Here is an 18,292-nt window from a genome sequence, read left to right on the forward strand (position 1 = left end):
TTAAGAATGCCAAAAGTATTAGTGTTACGCTAACATACAAAAAATAAAATGACAAAAACAGAATTAGCCGCTCTTCGTGAGAATTATACCAAAGGTAGCTTAGACGTAAAAGACGTTGCAAATACACCCATCGGGCAATTTCAAGAATGGTTTGATGAGGCCGTAGCAGGTCAATTACTTGAACCAAATGCCTTTTTGTTTTCAACGGTATCGCATGAAAATAAGCCTTCCACTCGGGTACTTTTACTCAAAGGATTGGATAATGGTTTTACATTTTTTACCAATTATTTAAGCCGTAAAGGAACAGAATTAGCCGAAAACCCAAATGCGTGTTTAACGTTTTTTTGGGCGGAATTAGAGCGTCAAGTAAGAATTGAAGGATTGATAGAAAAAATCTCTGGAGAAGAATCGGATGCTTATTTTCATAGTCGCCCGAGAGCAAGTCAAATTGGTGCTTGGGTTTCTAACCAAAGTATGGTAATTGGACAACGTGAAATCTTAGAAGAAAGAGAAAAACACTTAATCGAACAATTTGGCGACCAACCAATTCCACGACCTCCACATTGGGGTGGTTACAGACTTGTACCCAATTACATTGAATTTTGGCAAGGTCGCCCATCACGTTTGCATGACCGTATTGCTTATACTTTATTGGAAAATGGAGATTGGAAGATTGAAAGATTATCGCCATAAAGTAGTTTTAATAGATTAGACAATCTTAAAAAATTGTCTAATCTATTACACTAAATTAAGCTTCCCAAATCTTTTACGCCAACTTTCTTATAACTTGTAAAACCTTCCCCGAATTCTACCCCAATGGCGTGTCCCATTTCACGGTTACGAGCTTCCAAAAATTTCAAGAAAGCAGGAGAAGTCAAATAAGATTCTGGTTCAACCGAATTTGGGTCGTAAAATTGACTTTTAAATGCTCTGACCGAGGCTTCTTTTTGTTCCCAAAAATCAGAAATATCCACAATAAAATCTGGCGTAAGATAACGGTCTTGGATATAATGATAAACATTTTTAGGTCGCCATACAGATTGCGGTGTTCCATCATCTTCAAAGGTTTCAACCATTCGCAAACCCGATTTAAAACACGCATCTACGGCTAATTCACAGCCTTTTATGTGGTCGGGGTGACGGTCATGATAAGCATTTGCCAATACAATTTTGGGCTGATAACGTCTGATAACACGAATCAATTTCATCAAATGTTCTTCGTCATTTACGAAAAAACCATCTCTAAAACCTAAGTTTTCACGGGCGTGAATACCCATAATTTTAGTGGCTTCGGCAGATTCTGCCAAACGCATTTCGGGTGTTCCACGAGTTCCTAATTCGCCACGAGTAAAGTCAACGATTCCAACTTTTCTACCTTGGGCAATGTGCGAACAAATTGTTCCTGAACAGCCTAATTCGGCATCATCAGGATGTGCTGCCATCACGAGTATATCTAATTTCATAAGCTTAAATTAATGATTAATTTTGAATGTTCAACGCACTATACTCGAGTAAAAAGAGGTATTAAACATTAAATAGTGAAAATAATACCAATAAAAAAATGAGTGATTAAGACTATTAAATCTCATTCACTCATTCTCTGATTCAATCTAACATTGATAATTATTGAATTCTTAAACGTCTTCCTGCTCTCAGACTTGAGGAAATTCTCATTCCGTTCATTTTAGCTAATTTCTCTACTGAAATTCCTGCACGATTTGCAATAGAATAAAGTGAATCGCCATAATGGACAGTTGTCCAGGCAGTTTTGCGAGTCATAACTTTATTTCCAGCATCTCCATATTCGTTGCCTAATGCCAACCCGTAAGTATCAAAAACTCTGGCAGAAATTAATAAATGGTCCCCAACAGGTTCTGAACCAGTTCCTGAAAAGTTGAAAACATAGGTTGGATTGAAAGGGTTTCCTTCATAACGAGTCTCAAAGTGTAAATGTGAGCCAGTACTTCTTCCTGTGCTGCCGCCCAGTCCAATTTGGTCACCTGCTTTTACGTAAGTACCTGACTCAAGGTTTTTTTGCGAAAGGTGACCATATAAAGTTTCGATTCCATTATAGTGACGAACGACCATAAAATTGCCGTACCCACCATTATTATATCCTGATACTCGAACGATACCATCAAAAGCTGAATATACAGGGTCGCCAGTTTCTAAATCAATATCCACCCCTGCGTGCAAACGATTCCAACGTGGCCCAAATTGCGAAGTTAATTTGGGTGAATTATTGGGCACTGACCAAAAACGTCCTTGATCTTTATTGTATAATTCTACGTCAACTACATCATCAAATTCTTTCGCATCTATTCCGTAAGGGTCAATATTAGTAGCATCCCAAACAGAATAATATGTTGCCACTGATACAAAATCATCGCTTCCTTCTGGACGAGTTTCTTCTTCGATTTCAATAATGAGTGGTTCTCTTTCATCAATTGAAGTGGTATCGAAACTACTTACAGAGGCATTTAATGCTTTAGAAGGTACATATTTATTAGAAGACGCTGTAACCGCAGCGGTAGCTTCTACTTCGTAAGAATTGTTGAATTTTAATTTTGGTAACTCATCTAACATTTCCTCCTTCTTCTCTTTTTCTTTGTATAAACCCGTATTGTTCTTGATATTAATCTTAGGATTTTTTTTGAAACTCCCAGACTCCTGTGCAGAAACTGTGAAGGTGCTTACACAAAGTGTAAAAAGTAATATGTCTCTAATCTTTTTCATAAATCTAATAATTAATCCTCTTGTTCTGTCAACCACCTTTCAGCATCCAAAGCTGCCATACAACCCGTACCTGCGGCGGTAACAGCTTGACGATAAATGTGGTCTTGCGCATCACCAGAGGCAAAAATGCCTTCAATATTGGTACGACTTGATCCTTTTTCAGTCATTAAATAACCGGCTTCGTCCATGTCTAAAAAACCTTTGAAAATATCCGTATTGGGTTTATGACCAATCGCCACGAAGAAACCTGTAATTGGTAAAACCGTTTCAACATTGGTGATATGGTTTTTTATCATTACGCCCGTTACACCGTTGCCATCCCCTAAAATCTCCTCCGTCTGAGAATTCCAGTGCATCTGAATTTTAGGATTTGAAGTTACCCGCTTTTGCATAATCTGCGAAGCACGTAATTGATCACGACGAACAATCATGTGCACTTTCGAGCATAAATTTGCCAAATAAGTTGCTTCCTCAGCGGCAGTATCGCCACCACCCACAATGGCTACTTCTTGATTACGGAAAAAGAACCCATCACAAACGGCACAAGCTGAAACGCCAAGGCCATTATATTTTGCTTCGGAAGGCAATCCAAGCCATTTTGCCGAAGCACCCGTGGCAATGATAACGGAATCAGCGTGGATTTCGTGTGTATCGTCAATGAAAACTTTCTTGGGTGTCGAATTGAAATCTACTGAAGTTGCCATGCCATATCTTACATCAGTTCCGAATCTACGAGCCTGTTTTTCGAGGTCTTGCATCATTTCTGGCCCTTGAATTCCATCGGCATAACCTGGGAAATTTTCAACATCATTCGTAATCGTCAATTGACCTCCTGGTTGTGGTCCTTGATACATTACTGGGTTTAATCCTGCCCTTGAGGCATAAATTGCTGCGGTGTAACCTGCGGGTCCTGAGCCTATAATTAGGCACTTGGTATGCTCTGCCATGCTTATTTTATACTGTTAATAGTGCTTTTTATGTAATTAAAATCTTGTGATTCTATCTACATTCCCAACAAAAAAATTTACACAAAAATTGCATATTTATTTAGAAATCGCAAGAATTTATTCAGTGCGAGAGGACAGAAGGGGAGATAATTTGTTGATTATCAATATAATAGAGATTTTAATTATTTGACGGGAGATTAAATTCTTTTGGATTTTTATAATGATTTAAAAGTAATCGTTCTTGAAGACTTGAACAAATCTTTAAGATGTTTTTTTCGAAATAGCCTTAAATTGTGAATATAATGCTAAAAAATTGTATTTATTTTGTAATTAAAATGCTTGATGCCACTTTTGATACCGACCAACAAATTCTCGAACATCTCGCCAAAGATGATGTACGAGCTTTTGATTTTTTGTATCAAAAATATTTCTCTAAACTCTACGGTGCCGTTTATAAAAGATTGCAAAATCGAGCATTGACCGAAGAAGTTGTGCAAGAATTGTTTGTTTCTTTATGGGAACGTCGAGCCGTTTTAGTTATTTCTACCACGATTGAATCCTATCTTTTTTCTTCGGTAAAATACCTTGTCATTGCTCAATACAAGAAAAATAATCTCTTTGAAAAGTATTCAAATAGCCTCAATCCTGAAGCAGATGATGATAATTTTACTGAGCAAGCGGTTGCTTTTGATGAATTGAATCAAGCCTACCAAAATGCCTTGAAATTACTTCCAGAACGTTGTAGGGAAGTTTTTTTATTGAAACGAAGTGGATTTTCTCAACGTGAAATTTCAGAAAAAATGGATATTTCAGAAAAAACGGTCGAAAACCAAATGACCAAAGCCTTGAAAATTTTGAGAGATGCTTTGAATGATTATACGACGTTGATGGTTTTAGGGCTTTTGATCCAGATTTGAATATTTTGAATTGTTAGCTATTTTCTCACTTTCCCCAAAAGTGTGAATGATATAATTCTTTTTTGTTTTTGTGTAATACTTAACAACAGAAAACAGACAAACTTTACGTTTTCAAAAATTACCTTAAACCTAAATCAATTCATGCCTCACATCGCCATTATTTCTGCCAGTATCCGTCCCGACCGAAAAAGCCATCGGGTGGCTTTATATTTTGAAAAATATTTGGCTGATAATAGACTGGCAACTACCGAAATCCTTGATTTAAGAGAGTATAATTTTCCAATCTTTGATGAAAAGCTAAAAATACAGAAAAATCCCGACGCTCAAACGCTTGATTATGCCCAAAAAATAGATTCAGCCCACGGTGTTATTATCGTCACGCCAGAATATAATGGTGGAATGCCTGCGAGTTTAAAAAATGCGGTGGATCTATTATATGAGGAATGGAGGCATAAACCGACTGGAATTGTAACGGTTTCTGATGGGCCATTTGCCGGAAATCAATGCTTAGTTTCATTGCAATTTACCCTTTGGAAAATGAAGGCTTGGACGATTACCGAGATGTTTTCGGTGCCAAAAGTAGATGAAAATTATGACGAAAAAGGCGTTCCGAAAGATAAAGAAGCAACGGATAAATTAGCCAATCGTTTTGTCAAAGAATTATTGTGGTGTGTGAAAGCCGATACTTCGGATTTGTAAGAGAAAATAATGTATAAAACCGCATGGAACCAACCTCTAAAAAATCAGAAATTACCGCTAAGAAAAAGTATTTAATCTCAAAAGGCATCGACGGTTTTTTTGAGGATTTGTACGATATATGCACTTTTATCATCCGATTTATCAATGAATCATTCTCAGCGCCCGTTGAGTGGAAAGAAATCATAAATCAGTGTTATGCAGTAGGTTATAAAACATTGTTATTAGTTTCAGTCACGGGTTTTATCACAGGAACCGTTTTTACGAAACAATCACGCCCATCTTTATCGGCATTTGGTGCAGCCTCTTGGTTGCCGTCTTTGGTGTCAATTGCTATCATCAAAACAATGGCACCGCTCATCACCGCCTTGATTGCGGCGGGAAAAGTAGGTTCAAACATTGGGGCAGAATTAGGTTCAATGAAAGTAACCGAACAGATTGATGCCATGGAGGTTTCCGCCACAAACCCCTTCAAGTTCTTAGTTGTAAGTCGCATTTTAGCCATCACTTTTATGATGCCGGTATTGGTTTTATACACGGGTTTGGTTGGAATGATGGGGGCGTATCTAAACGTACACTCAAATGAATTGACCAGTTTTACGAGCTTTTTTATCAGTGCTTTCAAATCCATCGAATTCAAGGACATTTTTTCATCACTTTTTAAGGCACTTTGTTATGGTTTTACGATTGGTGTAGCGGGCTGTTATCAAGGCTATTACGCTCAGAATGGTACGCAAGGCGTTGGACGAGCAGCGAATCTTGCCGTGGTATTTTCTATGTTTTTGATTTTTGTGGAAGAGTTATTAATTGTTCAAGTGCTTAATAATTTTAAGTAAAACCAGTATTTAATGGATAAAGAAAACGTACAAATTAACAATCAAGAATCGGTGATTTATATTAAGAACTTAAAAAAGTCTTTCGGAATGCTTGATGTGCTTAATGGCGTCGATTTTGAAATAAAAAGAGGCGAAAATATTGCTGTTTTGGGTCGCTCTGGAACGGGAAAATCGGTTTTGATAAAAATCATTTCTGGACTTCTAAAACCTGACAGTGGTTTGGTAAAAGTGCTTGGTCAGGAGGTTGATAAATTGAACGAAAAAGAATTGCAAGAATTAAGACTGAAAATCGGATTTTCCTTTCAAAGTAGTGCCTTGTATGATAGTATGAGCGTGCGGGAAAATCTTAAATTTCCATTGGTCAGAAACCGACGAGATTTGAGTAGTAAGGAAGTAAATGATGCTATCGAATCTGTTCTGAATGACGTAGGCTTGCCCCAAACGATTAACCAAATGCCTTCTGAATTGTCGGGAGGGCAGAAAAAGCGAATTGGCATTGCCCGAACCTTAATCCTAAAACCCGAAATTATGCTCTATGATGAGCCTACTTCTGGACTCGACCCAATCACGTGTATTGAGTTGAATAATTTGATTTTGAAAGTGCAGCAAGAATACAAAACCAGTTCAATTATTATTACGCATGATCTTACTTGTGCCAAAATAACGGGGAACAAAGTAGCAGTTCTTAACGAAGGTAAATTTCTGAAAATTGGTAGTTTTGACGAAGTTTTCAGTTCAGATGATGCCTATATTAAGGCTTTTTACGATTACAATTTTACCGAAAATAAGATAACACATGAAAAATAATCGACCAGTAATTGTTGGAATTTTTATCGTCCTTGGCTTAGCAATTCTTATCATAACCATCTTCACTTTGGGGGGACAGAAAAAAGCATTTGTCAAAACATTTGCCTTAAATACCGTTTTTAATGACGTTAGTGGCTTGGCAATTGGCGCTAATGTTTTGTTTTCGGGTGTGAAAATTGGTACTGTGAAAAAAATTGAATTTTATGGAGATTCTCAGGTGATAGTATCCATGAGTATTGAAAATGATGCGGAATCACATATTCATAAAAATGCTTTTGCAAAAATTGGTTCAGATGGTTTAATTGGGAATAAACTTGTGGTCATTTATGGTGGGAGTAAAAATTTTCCTCAAGTTGTGAAGAATGATTTTTTGAAGATTGAAAACGAACTAAGTACCGAAGATATGTTGGCAACTTTACAACAAAATAATAAAAATTTAGTGGATATTACTGCTAACTTTAAAAGTATCAGTAAGAAAATTGACGCTGGGGATGGTATTTTAGGAAAGTTGGTCAACGACCCAGCTTTAGGCGTAAAATTGGCGAGTACCATTAATAATCTCCAAGAAACGGTGGATAATTTCAAAGAGGCTTCGTTGTCTGGAAAAAATGTACTGGGTGATTTTGAGCGTCTTTCGGGCAATTTTAAAAATCCAACGAATTCTATTAACAGAATTGCAAACGATAGTGTTGCTTATAACAAAATCGTGGGGACGGTTACGCAATTGCAAAATGCTTCGAGTTCTTTGAATAAATTTACGGCTAATTTAAAAACCGTTAGTGATCGATTAAATAGAAAAGACAGCCCCGTTGGATTGATGTTAAATGATTCGTCAACCGCTAATTCTTTGAAAGGAATGATTAAGAATTTGCAGTCGAGTAGTTCAAAATTGAATGATGATTTGGAAGCGGTTCAACATAACTTTTTACTGAAAGGTTTTTTCAAAAAGCGAGCGAAAGAACAAGAGAAAGCCAAAGAGAATGCTATTCAGCAATAATTCATTTGGAAATTTTAAAGACAAAAAAAGGGAGGTATTGCTCAAAGCAATACCTCCCTTTTTTTGTGCTGATTTGAAAAATAAAATATTTTTTTCAAATCAGCATAGGGGAAAATAACTACTTGATTCACTTAGTCTTTGATAGCACATAAAAATGAAACTAAATCAAGAAATAATTGCAAAATACTTAAACAACCAATGTTCCGAAGGTGAGCAAGTTTTGGTTGAAGCATGGTATAAATCCTTTGAAAATAATCCCGATGGCATCAGTGAAATGAATGATGATGACCGTAAGGAATTAATTCAACGAGTTCGTCAGAATATTGATAGAAAAATCAAACCCGTTCAACTCTACACGCCGCCACGTTGGATTTGGTACGCCTCGGGAATGGCAGCCATGTTGTTGATTTTCATGGGCTTATCTTTTTATTTTAATACAAAATTGGATAATAACATTTCCCGAATAAAGTCTGATATTTCTTTATCGGATTGGGCAAAATACGAAAACTCTTCGGCAAAAATCTTAAAAATTGACCTGCCAGATGGTAGTACGGTTTGGCTACAACCTAAGACACAATTATCTTATAATCAATCGGATAGAGTTTACCGACAAGTAAATTTAAAAGGTGAAGCATTCTTTGATGTCAAGCGTGATGAAGCTCGTCCGTTTTTGATTTATGCGGGAAAAATGAAGACTAAAGTTTTAGGAACCAGTTTCAACGTAAAAGCTTATCCAGAAACAGAAAAATTTGAAGTGTCGGTGGTAACGGGGAAAGTATCGGTAACTAACGAAGCAGAAAAAGAAGTTTTTGTAACGCCAAAACAGCAAGTCGTTTTAGAAAATAAGTCTGATATTTTGACAATCAATGAGTTACCGAAAGATAAAACCTTTTATTGGGAATTAACTTCTTTGACTTTTGATAATACTTTAATGCAAAGCGTAGTCGATAGTATCGAACACAATTTCAACGTAAAAATCAAGTTAAATCCTACCTTAAAAAATTGTCGTTTGAGCGGCAATTTTGACCAAGAGCATCTTTCAACAATCCTCGAAATTATTTGTAAATCCATTGATGCTGAGTATGTTATGGACGGACAAGAGATTTATTTGAAAGGTGAAGGATGTGAAGGTAATTGATACTTAAAATTGATAATTATCAATTTTAAGTAATAAAAATATTCATAGCATGACTCAGATTTGAATTCATAACAAACTAATAATCTTTTCTAAAAATTCATATATTATTACCCTGATTTTCAAAATACCAGAACCATTAATTCATTAAAATTTAAAAACAATCCAATGAAAACATCTTTATCTTCCAAGCAATCATTGCTTAAGTTCATGAAAATTACCATAACCCAATGTTTTTTGATTTGCCTTTGCTCGGTGATGGCATTGGCTCGTCCAGTGAAAGCTCAACAAATTTTGAACCGTGAAGTATCGGTAAAAATGTCGAATGTGAGTTTGAAAACGGTTTTGCAGGAAATTGAAAAGCAAACCAACGTCCATTTTGTGTACAGCAATAATGCTGTTCAGACCAACAAAATTGTTAGTTTACAAACAACAAACGAGCCATTGACAACGGTTTTGCCAAAATTATTATCGCCATATCAACTTCGTTATGAAGTTGTGGAGGAGCAAATTATTTTGAAGAAAATCAAGGAACAATCATCCGTTGTTTCGGATGAAAAAGAAGGTGTTTCGGTGATTGTGGAGGATAAAGTTTCGGGAAAAGTAACGGCCGATAAAGGTGAAGCCTTGCCCGGCGTGAGTGTTTTGGTAAAAGGAACTTCAAAAGGAACTGTAACCAATAATGAGGGTGAATTTAATATCGTTGCCAAAGAAGGTGATGTGTTGATTTTTTCGTTCGTAGGTTTTGAAAAGCAAGAGGTCAAAATCGCTTCGGGAAATCAAGCAATTGTGATTGTAATGAGAGAAGATATTTCTCAATTGGGAGAAGTTGTGGTGATTGGTTCTCGCTCAACGGTGGCTCGTACCAATGTGGAACGCCCTGTCCCTGTGGATGTTATCTCGGCAAAAGAATTGCAAACCACGGGTCAAACCGAATTGGGACAGCAAGTTCAATTTATGTCGCCTTCGTTTAATTCAGCGAAAAATGGTATCAATGGAGTTGCCAATTATGCCGACCCAGCGTCATTAAAAGGACTTTCGCCCGACCAAATGTTGGTTTTAATTGACGGAAAACGTCGTCATCAATTTGCGGCTTTGAATAGTAATGTTACGGTTGGAAAAGGAACAGTAGTGACCGATATGAATTCAATTCCTTCCTTAGCTTTGGAAAGAATGGAGATTCTGCGTGATGGTGCAGCCGCACAATATGGTTCAGATGCGATTGCGGGGATTGCCAACATGGTTTTAAAGAAATCAGTCAATAATGGAACGGCTCTGATTCAGTACGGAAAAACCTCCAAAGGTGACGGCGGAGGCTATACTGTCGGCTTAAATTACGGTTTTTCATTAGGTAAAAAAGCCTCTTTAAACATGACAGGAAGTTATCAAGACGTTGCAGGAACTGACCGTTCAGACCCATACAATCCTCAACCTGCGGGTGCAGTTGGTGCATACACAGGGATTTATACGAACGTAGCCGCAACTGACCAAGCCTTGTTGAAATCAAGAGGATATTGGGGAGATGGTACGTACGGTTCATTCCGTCCAACTACTTATGGAAGCAACGCCATGAAATCGGGGCAGGTTTTTTATAACCTTGATGTGCCTTTGAGCCAAGAATGGTCGCTTTACTCTTTCGGTGGATTCTCGAATAAAGACGTTTTTGCCCAAGCATTTTTACGGACCGCTTTGCCAACGGGTGGAACAACTAATCCAGATTTATATCCCGATGGATACGTTCCACAATTGCCTGGCACATCGGTTGATGTATCTTATTTAGTAGGTTTTAAACGCAAAACTTCAACGGGCTGGAACTGGGATTTGAGTTCGGGATATGGGAAAAATTATCTTGACCAATTTGCTAAAAACAGCTCAAATGCTTCATTAGGAGCAGCTTCTCCCAAAGATTTTTATATTGGTAGAATTGGATTTGGACAAAGTTTATCGGAAATTAACGTTTCAAAAACTACGTTGGGATTATTTGGCACTAAGTCTTTTAACTTGGCTTTGGGGGCTCAATATCGGGTAGATAATTTTACATTAGCAGCGGGCGATGAGGCATCTTATCAAGTTGGCCCATTGGCAGCATCAAAAAACAAAACGCCAGGTTCGCAAGGACGTGTGGGAATTGACAAGGCAGATATTACCGACAAAAGCCGTTCAAATATTGGAATGTATGTGGACGTAGAAAGTGATATTACTAACAAATTATTGATTGCAGGTGCTTTGCGTTATGAAAATTACAGCGATTTTGGCGGCAATATTTCTGGGAAATTGGCAACTCGGTTGAAACTAACGGAAGATTTTGCCATCAGAGGTTCAATCAATAAAGGGTTTAGAGCGCCATTACTACAACAAATTGCGAATGCCGCTACCACTTCAACGGTTCAAAATGGGGTAATTAGAAGTACAAAACAATTACCTTCTGATGACCCTCGTTTGGCAAAAATTGGCATTGAAGACCCAAAAGCAGAAACCTCTTGGAACTATAATTTAGGGGTTACCGCAAAATTGGGGGCTAATTTTTTATTCACCGTTGATGCTTATCAAATTGATATTACCGACCGAATTATCGTTACTGAAAACCTTAATGTAAATAATATCACGGCTTTAAAAAATAGTTTTACTGGGTTTCAAGAAATCACTTTCTTTACTAATGCCATTAATACTGGCACAAAAGGGATTGACGTGGTGGCTTCTTATAAACAAGCAATTGGTGCAAAAAGTAAATTGACGGCAAGCATAGCTTTGACGGTAAATAAAACTGAAATTACGGGTGTAAAAGCAACCCCAGCGGCTTTACAGTTAGATACAAAAGCAACCGTTTTATTGATTGACACAGTTAGTAGAGCCTTAATTGAAACCAGTCAGCCACATTCAAAGGTATTGATTTCGGTGGGTTATCAGATTGGAAAATTGAGTTTGAATTTGCGTAGTTCTTATTTTGGAGAAGTTACGGCTTGGGAAAAATTGACAAAACCAGTTGCGGGAACGAGCAATTTGCACCAAAGCCAGACTTTTGGCGGTAAAAATTTATTCGATGCTTCGGTGGTTTATAGTTTAAATAAATATTTGACCATTACCTTGGGGGGAAATAATATTACGGACGTTTATCCAGATAAAGTTAACAGCAACTATTTATCATATTCAAACGGTCAAGTTCCCTATTCAAGAAACGTAAATCAATTCGGATTTAACGGTTCATATTATTACGGAAATTTGATGATTAAGTTTTAAGAGAATAATGGCACACGGATTAGACACGGATTCTTAATTAAGTATTTATACATCCGTGTCTAATCCGTTCAATCCGTATGCCATCAAAAAATTACCAAGTACAACTAAATTTATAAATCCAATTCATTGGCTAATCTCATGCTGCTTTTTGTCTGTTTGTTGTTGGGGATAATTCTTCAACGGTTAAAAGGCTTTCCGAAAGATGCTCATTTAGTGTTGAATTCGTTCATTATTTACGTCTGTTTGCCCGCTTTGACTTTACTTTATACCACAGAAATTCATTTCGAGCGTAGTCAAATATTACCAATTCTGATGCCTTATATTTTGTACGGATCTGCCTTTGTTTTCTTCAAAATAATATCCCCAATCCTTCAATTTGACCGTAGTACAACGGGAGCATTAACCCTCACGGCAGGAATTAGTAGTATTTCATTCGTTGGATTTCCGATTTTTGAATTATTATTTGATGAAAAAGGCTTGCAAATGGGCGTATTGATGAGCCAAGCAGGTTCGTTCGTAGTGTGTGGAACGTTAGGGATTTTTACGGCTTCCTATTATTCATCATCCGAAGTATCTGCTCAAAAAATTGTAAAGGATATTTTTCAATTTCCCCCATTTTTGGCTTTTTGCATGGCCGTTTTTCTGAATTTAGTAGATTTTCACTTTCCAGCTTGGAGTGTTGATATTTTACAAAAAATTGGTAGTCCATTCAGTATTTTAGCCTTAACTTCGATTGGTTTACAAATTAGCTTTAAAAAAGAGGATTTACAGATAAAACCACTCCTGTACGGTCTTTTTTATAAATTGTTGATTGCCCCAATGTTGATATTTATTTTGTATATCATTATCATTGGTGAGCATTCCTTTCTGGGGAAAATATCTGTAATTAGTGCTGCCTTGGGTTCAATGAATACCGCTACTATCATTGCAATCAATTACGGATTAAACCCTAAATTAGCAACTCAAATGGTCAGTATCAGTATTCCACTTTCGTTTTTGAATGTTGGAATTTGGTATTTCATAGTTATGAATTTTAAGACATAATTTCAAAATTAAACTCAGTATTAATTGCCTCCAATTCATAACTTATCATTCATAATTCATAACTAATATACATGAAGCATATTTTCAAAAACCTAACCTTTTGGGTACTTACAGCCATCACGGCGGGTGTTTTATTAGGGCATTTTTATCCCTCATTTGCCCTTCAACCCATCTTAGAAAAACCAATAAAATTTACTCTGTATTTTTCTGAATTCGAGATAAAAACTACCTTCAGTGAGCTTATGAGTAGTATTTTTATCAGTGTCGTAAAATTATTTATTTGTCCAATCATTTTTCTGACTATCACTTTGGGAATAATTTCGATGGGTGATTTAAAAAAAGTTGGTAAAGTAGGAGCGAAGGCATTATTATATTTTGAGGTCGTAACGACGGTTGCCCTTTTCATCGGTGTAATCATTGCCAACATCATTCGTCCAGGTGATGGCGTGGTAACTTCAGAAATCAAAGGCGGTGATATCTCAAAATATACCAAATCAGCCGAAGTGGGTTTTAGTTGGATGAAGTTCTTTTGGGATAATGCCACACTCCAAGTTTTGTTATTCGCCATTGTCATGGGAGTAGTTTTGAGTAATTATTCGGGCAGACAAAAAGTGGTCGATTTTCTTGCTCCAATTTCCAAAAAAATCTTCTGGGCATTGCATAAAGTGATGTATCTCGCACCTATCGGAGCATTTGGAGGAATGGCATTTACCATCAGTAAATATGGAATTCATACGCTTTTGCCTTTGGTAAAATTAATGGTAACGGTTTACTGTACGATGGCGGTATTCATTTTTGTGGTACTTTATTTTATCCTAAGAACCTACAAAATTCAACTCTGGAAATTCTTGAAATATATCCGTGAAGAGTTATTGATTGTATTGGGAACGTCATCATCCGAAGCCGCTTTGCCTTCATTAATGGAGAAATTAGAGAAAATGGGTTGTTCAAAATCCGTGGTCGGTTTGGTAGTGCCAGCGGGTTATTCTTTCAACTTAGATGGCACAACGATTTACCTTTCCATGGCCATCATTTTCTTAGCCCAAGTCTTCAATATTCATTTAGATCTACAACAAATATTGACCATCATCGGAATCTTGATGGTAACTTCAAAAGGGGCAGCGGGCGTAACTGGTAGTGGTTTTATCGTATTAGCTTCTACTTTGACGGCGATAAAAGTAATTCCTGTAGAAGGTTTGGCTTTGCTTTTGGGCGTGGATAGATTTATGTCAGAAGCACGGGCCATTACCAACTTTATCGGTAATGGCGTTGCCACGGTTTGGTTAGCAAATAATGAAGGAGAATTTGATCGAGAGAAAATGAATGCGGCATTTTTGGAATAAATGGGGGCACAATGCAAAAATAGACCACAGATTTAACAGATTTTAGTGATTTACACGGATAATATTAAGAAAATCATAACTCCGTTAGGGGTATTAATTGGTAAAATCTGTTTTATCTGTGGTCTATTTTTACTTGCAAGAAATAGTTTATAGCTCCGTAAAATTAATACTCCAATACATCAGAAATTAGAAAAGAACTCCCCGAAGGAACAACTTTGATGTCTCGTTTATAGATAGTTTTAGTTGTAGCGCCAACGTCTTCAATGGTAGTTTCAAAAAGGTAGCCTTCCTTTAATTTCACCGGAGATAATTCGCATTTTTTTACTTTTATTTTTGTCCAATCTTGCCCCGAGATTAAGAAACCCGTTCCTTTGCCAGCGTGTTTTAAGTCAAATTTGCCTTTCCATTTCTTCTCAAACGCCTTAGGGGTTAGTCCGCCGTCATAATCAACACCGATAGCATCAGATTTATATTCAGCGTATTTTTTAGTACAAATTGAATCTATCAAACCATCAGGCGTTTTGAAATTTTCTTCTATGTTGTAGGTTAACCATTTTTTAGCTAAATCGCTTTCCGAAAGATCGCTTTCCGTAGGAATTTTAAAAATTTTAACATCGGTGCTGACAGAATCAACGTTAGTTTTTACTTCATTTTTTCCTTCCTGTTTTTTCTGACACGATGCCAAGAATAGCACGGCGATGAGGAGATGAATTTTGTTCATAATGGTCGTTATTTTTGGAAAATAGTTTTAAAAACTCCCCTTATTCTCAGTCCCAATTAAAGTTGATCTCATGGCATGAATCGCCTTTAATAACGTAGTTGGTGGAATATCGTGGTCAAAATTAACCGATTCGTATTCTTTTTTATTGGTAACAACTTTCAATTGTGCCATGAATGCACCATCGTAAAATGACCTTGTGCTTGGTCTTTTGAGTTTAGCAATTCCGCTTAATTTTACTTTTTCAAAAGTCTTAAGTATCTTTTTCCATTGAAGATTGGTCGTTTTGTAGTGATTGATTTTGCCATTAATCTTTACCTCAATACTATCAGAAGTGATTTGCAAGAATTTTTGCGTCCCCCTGGTTTGGTACGATAATTCAACCGATTTGATGGTTTCTTTGTGGGAAATATTTGTTCCCAACATAAAAAATAAAATGATTAGCTTATACATAAAAAGCCTTCTCTGCGTGTAAAGATAAAGCCTAAAATTAGTTAAATTTTAATGAAACTTATCATAAAGACATTGATTACACTGTTTAATAAGCTATTTCATCTTCCCGAAAGTTATTTCTACTTTCGGGAGGTTTCCAATCTAAGATTTTAAGATGGAAATTATTCGAAAAATTTATTAAACAGTTTATTTATTCATTGAGAACGATAAATAAAATTAAAGAAATAATACCCGTCAGTCTTAGTACACTGTTAATTAAGTTTCTTTAACTTCTCGAAAGTTCTTTCTACTTTCGGGAAGTTCACCCTTATAAATTTTAGAGAAAAACTGAAAGCAATTTACTTAACAGTGTACTTAGAACCGTAATGGTCAATTTCATCATGAAAGGTAGCAAACTTAAATGAATTAAGCCATGACAGAAACCATTTGTAAAGCAATTTGTCCCAATGATTTATTACCTAATATTTCCACTTTATCGTAAGCCTCTTGCGGCGACATACCTTTGGAGAATAGTTTCCAAGCAATATCAGGAGAAATACAAACGGTCGAATTGGGCATTTTTTCTACATTTTTGATTAATTGCCAAGCTGTTTTTGTCTTTCTAATATTCCATTCACCCCCAATTTCAGTAAGTATTTTTATGCGTATGATTGTTCCTTCTTCAGCTATGGTATTTTGGTACGTTAAAGGTAATCCATACATCAGGGTATTAATAACTGGATAAAATAATTCTCTTGTAAAAAGTGCTTGTTTCCCCAAAGCATCTCTGATTTGCTGTTGATGGATAAATTTTTCGGTGTATTCTCGGGCAATATGAAACCAATTTTCGGAAGTTTCCTGTCCAGCCCAAGCTACCGAAAATATGGCTTCATCAAAAGGTTTTAAGGTAGCTAAATGTTCATGATATTGTTGTCCAGTCTTAGTTAGAAGTTCAATTAAAACTGGCGGACTAATTCGTTTTGAAGCATTCGTCCAAGTTAAGTTTTGCTGATTTATGAAGGAAACTAAATCTGAATAAGTATTGATAATGGGCGGTTTTTCGCCAAAATAATTATCCCTCGAATACGATAATCCTCTTAAATTTCCATCCAATAAATGTGAAGTAATGTCTTTTACTGACCACAATTTTGTAATGGTCGGTGAATGCCATTCATCATCAGTCAATGATTTCAAAAGGTCGATTAATAATTTATCCAACTTTGGAAATAAAGGTAATGTTTGAATCGGCAGGTCTCCTTTTAAGAGCATCTTTCTGTATAATTATTTGATTGAGGTAGATAAAATTACTAAAAAATGGCCAATACTTGATCGTAAAATAATTCTCCAAAAATTCACGCCCAGAATCCCACAATTCACGCCCAAAAAACCTTAGTTCGTCAAAAAGAGATTCCTTTATTTTAGTTGTCGAGATACTTTTGAATCATTAAAACAACGAAATTATTTCAAATTTTAAATAACAAAAAATATGAAAAATTTAATCGTTGCAATCGCCTTTTTTATGGCTCATTTTATCACAAAAGCAACTGATAATGAACGTTTTATGAAAGCAATGGGGCAAACGCTAATGGAATTGGGTCGTAAGCCCTTAATTACCCCCGTCTGTATATTCCAGTCAATAAGCCCCACCAATTCCAGTCAAACAGCACCACTAGTGGATAAGTAATTAGCCAATAATTTGTAGTTTGTTAGCGATTGTTTTTAACCCAACAATTCTGATAACTATGGCTAATCATTCTTTGTCCATGAAGAAGTTACATACTCTAATTGTTTACCACACTGCTGGTAAAAGCAAGCGTTTTATTGCCGATACACTTCAAATTTCTCGTCACACGATCGACAATTATTTGGGCAATTTGAAAGCCGAAATTGGAGAAGACTTATCCCCTCTTTTAAGTTGGGATGAAGAATCTTTGAACCGATTGGTCAACCCTCAAAAAGCGCCAGATACGCAACAGACCCTTGAATTACTATTCCCAGATTATGATAAAGAACTCAGTAAAGTGGGTATTACTCGCCTAATTCTTTGGGAGCGTTACTGCCTGATTACGCCTAAAGCTATCAACTATTCTCAGTTCTGTAATTATTTTCGTCAATGGCAAGCCTCGCAAAAGGTCTCTATGCACCTTGAACACAAGGCAGGGGATAAACTCTTCATTGATTTTGCAGGTAAAAAACTCTTTTTAACTGACCCTCAAACAGGCGAAATTACTTGGGTTGAAATCTTTCTTGCCGTTTTAGGGTGTAGCCAATTGACCTATTGTCAAGCGGTTTACTCTCAAAAGAAAGCCGACTTTTTATTGGCTTTGGCTAACTCCTTGACATTTTTTGGTGGGGTTCCCCAAGCTATCGTTCCTGATAACTTGAAGTCAGCCGTTACTAAGACCCATCCCTACGAACCCGACCTAAATGAGAGTATTGAAGACTTT

General features: G+C 36.5%; 18 protein-coding genes. 12 read left to right on the plus strand and 6 right to left on the minus strand.

Features of this window, described 5'->3' with window-relative positions; all coding sequences use genetic code 11:
• The first annotated feature begins 48 nt into the window (after nt 1-48).
• Nucleotides 49-693 carry a pyridoxamine 5'-phosphate oxidase gene (pdxH, locus tag AC1W31_RS03085; RefSeq protein WP_481732936.1) on the plus strand — a complete coding sequence of 215 codons (645 nt, stop codon included), beginning with the start codon at nt 49-51 and terminating at the stop codon, nt 691-693.
• Between the two features lie 50 nt (nt 694-743).
• Here pdxH and bshB1 read toward each other — a convergent pair whose 3' ends face one another.
• The 3 genes from bshB1 to trxB form a co-directional block, all read right to left on the minus strand.
• On the minus strand, nt 744-1,463 hold the full coding sequence (gene bshB1, locus AC1W31_RS03090) for a bacillithiol biosynthesis deacetylase BshB1 (RefSeq protein ID WP_481732937.1): 720 nt from the start codon (nt 1,461-1,463) through the stop codon (nt 744-746).
• 160 nt (nt 1,464-1,623) lie between these two features.
• Entirely contained in the window at nt 1,624-2,736 is a 1,113-nt protein-coding gene (locus tag AC1W31_RS03095; RefSeq protein ID WP_481732938.1) for a peptidoglycan DD-metalloendopeptidase family protein, read from the minus strand.
• Between the two features lie 11 nt (nt 2,737-2,747).
• Nucleotides 2,748-3,683, minus strand: coding sequence for a thioredoxin-disulfide reductase (gene trxB / locus AC1W31_RS03100; protein WP_481732939.1), 936 nt, complete (start codon nt 3,681-3,683; stop codon nt 2,748-2,750).
• A 302-nt stretch (nt 3,684-3,985) separates the two neighbouring features.
• Between trxB and AC1W31_RS03105 the strand changes: the two genes are divergently transcribed.
• The 9 genes from AC1W31_RS03105 (at nt 3,986) to AC1W31_RS03145 (ending at nt 14,695) form a co-directional block, all read left to right on the plus strand.
• Nucleotides 3,986-4,600 (plus strand): RNA polymerase sigma factor, encoded by a 615-nt coding sequence (locus AC1W31_RS03105; protein ID WP_481732940.1) that lies wholly within the window; start codon nt 3,986-3,988, stop codon nt 4,598-4,600.
• A 141-nt stretch (nt 4,601-4,741) separates the two neighbouring features.
• On the plus strand, nt 4,742-5,299 hold the full coding sequence (locus AC1W31_RS03110) for an NADPH-dependent FMN reductase (protein ID WP_481732941.1): 558 nt from the start codon (nt 4,742-4,744) through the stop codon (nt 5,297-5,299).
• Between the two features lie 23 nt (nt 5,300-5,322).
• Nucleotides 5,323-6,132 carry an MlaE family ABC transporter permease gene (locus tag AC1W31_RS03115; RefSeq protein WP_481732942.1) on the plus strand — a complete coding sequence of 270 codons (810 nt, stop codon included), beginning with the start codon at nt 5,323-5,325 and terminating at the stop codon, nt 6,130-6,132.
• Between the two features lie 12 nt (nt 6,133-6,144).
• Nucleotides 6,145-6,939 carry an ABC transporter ATP-binding protein gene (locus tag AC1W31_RS03120; RefSeq protein ID WP_481732943.1) on the plus strand — a complete coding sequence of 265 codons (795 nt, stop codon included), beginning with the start codon at nt 6,145-6,147 and terminating at the stop codon, nt 6,937-6,939.
• Nucleotides 6,929-7,936 (plus strand): MlaD family protein, encoded by a 1,008-nt coding sequence (locus tag AC1W31_RS03125; protein ID WP_481732944.1) that lies wholly within the window; start codon nt 6,929-6,931, stop codon nt 7,934-7,936. The genes AC1W31_RS03120 and AC1W31_RS03125 overlap by 11 nt, the downstream gene beginning before the upstream one ends.
• Nucleotides 7,937-8,090: 154 nt before the next feature.
• Nucleotides 8,091-9,074 (plus strand): FecR family protein, encoded by a 984-nt coding sequence (locus tag AC1W31_RS03130; RefSeq protein WP_481732945.1) that lies wholly within the window; start codon nt 8,091-8,093, stop codon nt 9,072-9,074.
• A gap of 207 nt (nt 9,075-9,281) precedes the next feature.
• The gene (locus AC1W31_RS03135; RefSeq protein ID WP_481732946.1) at nt 9,282-12,308 is read left to right on the plus strand and encodes a TonB-dependent receptor domain-containing protein; all 3,027 of its coding nucleotides are present in this window, start codon (nt 9,282-9,284) and stop codon (nt 12,306-12,308) included.
• Nucleotides 12,309-12,446: 138 nt separating this feature from the next.
• Complete coding sequence (locus AC1W31_RS03140; protein WP_481732947.1) at nt 12,447-13,352, plus strand: AEC family transporter; 906 nt, start codon at nt 12,447-12,449, stop codon at nt 13,350-13,352.
• Nucleotides 13,353-13,423: 71 nt separating this feature from the next.
• Entirely contained in the window at nt 13,424-14,695 is a 1,272-nt protein-coding gene (locus tag AC1W31_RS03145) for a cation:dicarboxylate symporter family transporter (RefSeq protein ID WP_481732948.1), read from the plus strand.
• Nucleotides 14,696-14,858: 163 nt separating this feature from the next.
• Here AC1W31_RS03145 and AC1W31_RS03150 read toward each other — a convergent pair whose 3' ends face one another.
• The 3 genes from AC1W31_RS03150 to AC1W31_RS03160 form a co-directional block, all read right to left on the minus strand.
• Nucleotides 14,859-15,416 (minus strand): hypothetical protein, encoded by a 558-nt coding sequence (locus AC1W31_RS03150; RefSeq protein WP_481732949.1) that lies wholly within the window; start codon nt 15,414-15,416, stop codon nt 14,859-14,861.
• 27 nt (nt 15,417-15,443) lie between these two features.
• Nucleotides 15,444-15,866, minus strand: a complete 423-nt coding sequence (locus tag AC1W31_RS03155) for a hypothetical protein (RefSeq protein WP_481732950.1) — start codon at nt 15,864-15,866, stop codon at nt 15,444-15,446.
• 405 nt (nt 15,867-16,271) lie between these two features.
• Nucleotides 16,272-17,114 carry a maleylpyruvate isomerase N-terminal domain-containing protein gene (locus AC1W31_RS03160; RefSeq protein ID WP_481732951.1) on the minus strand — a complete coding sequence of 281 codons (843 nt, stop codon included), beginning with the start codon at nt 17,112-17,114 and terminating at the stop codon, nt 16,272-16,274.
• A gap of 217 nt (nt 17,115-17,331) precedes the next feature.
• Between AC1W31_RS03160 and AC1W31_RS03165 the strand changes: the two genes are divergently transcribed.
• Nucleotides 17,332-17,529, plus strand: a complete 198-nt coding sequence (locus AC1W31_RS03165) for a hypothetical protein (protein ID WP_481732952.1) — start codon at nt 17,332-17,334, stop codon at nt 17,527-17,529.
• Nucleotides 17,530-17,608: 79 nt separating this feature from the next.
• The coding region (locus tag AC1W31_RS03170; RefSeq protein WP_481732953.1) for a transposase at nt 17,609-18,292 on the plus strand (684 nt) is incomplete at its 3' end.

Source organism: Arcicella sp. (genome assembly GCF_964672035.1).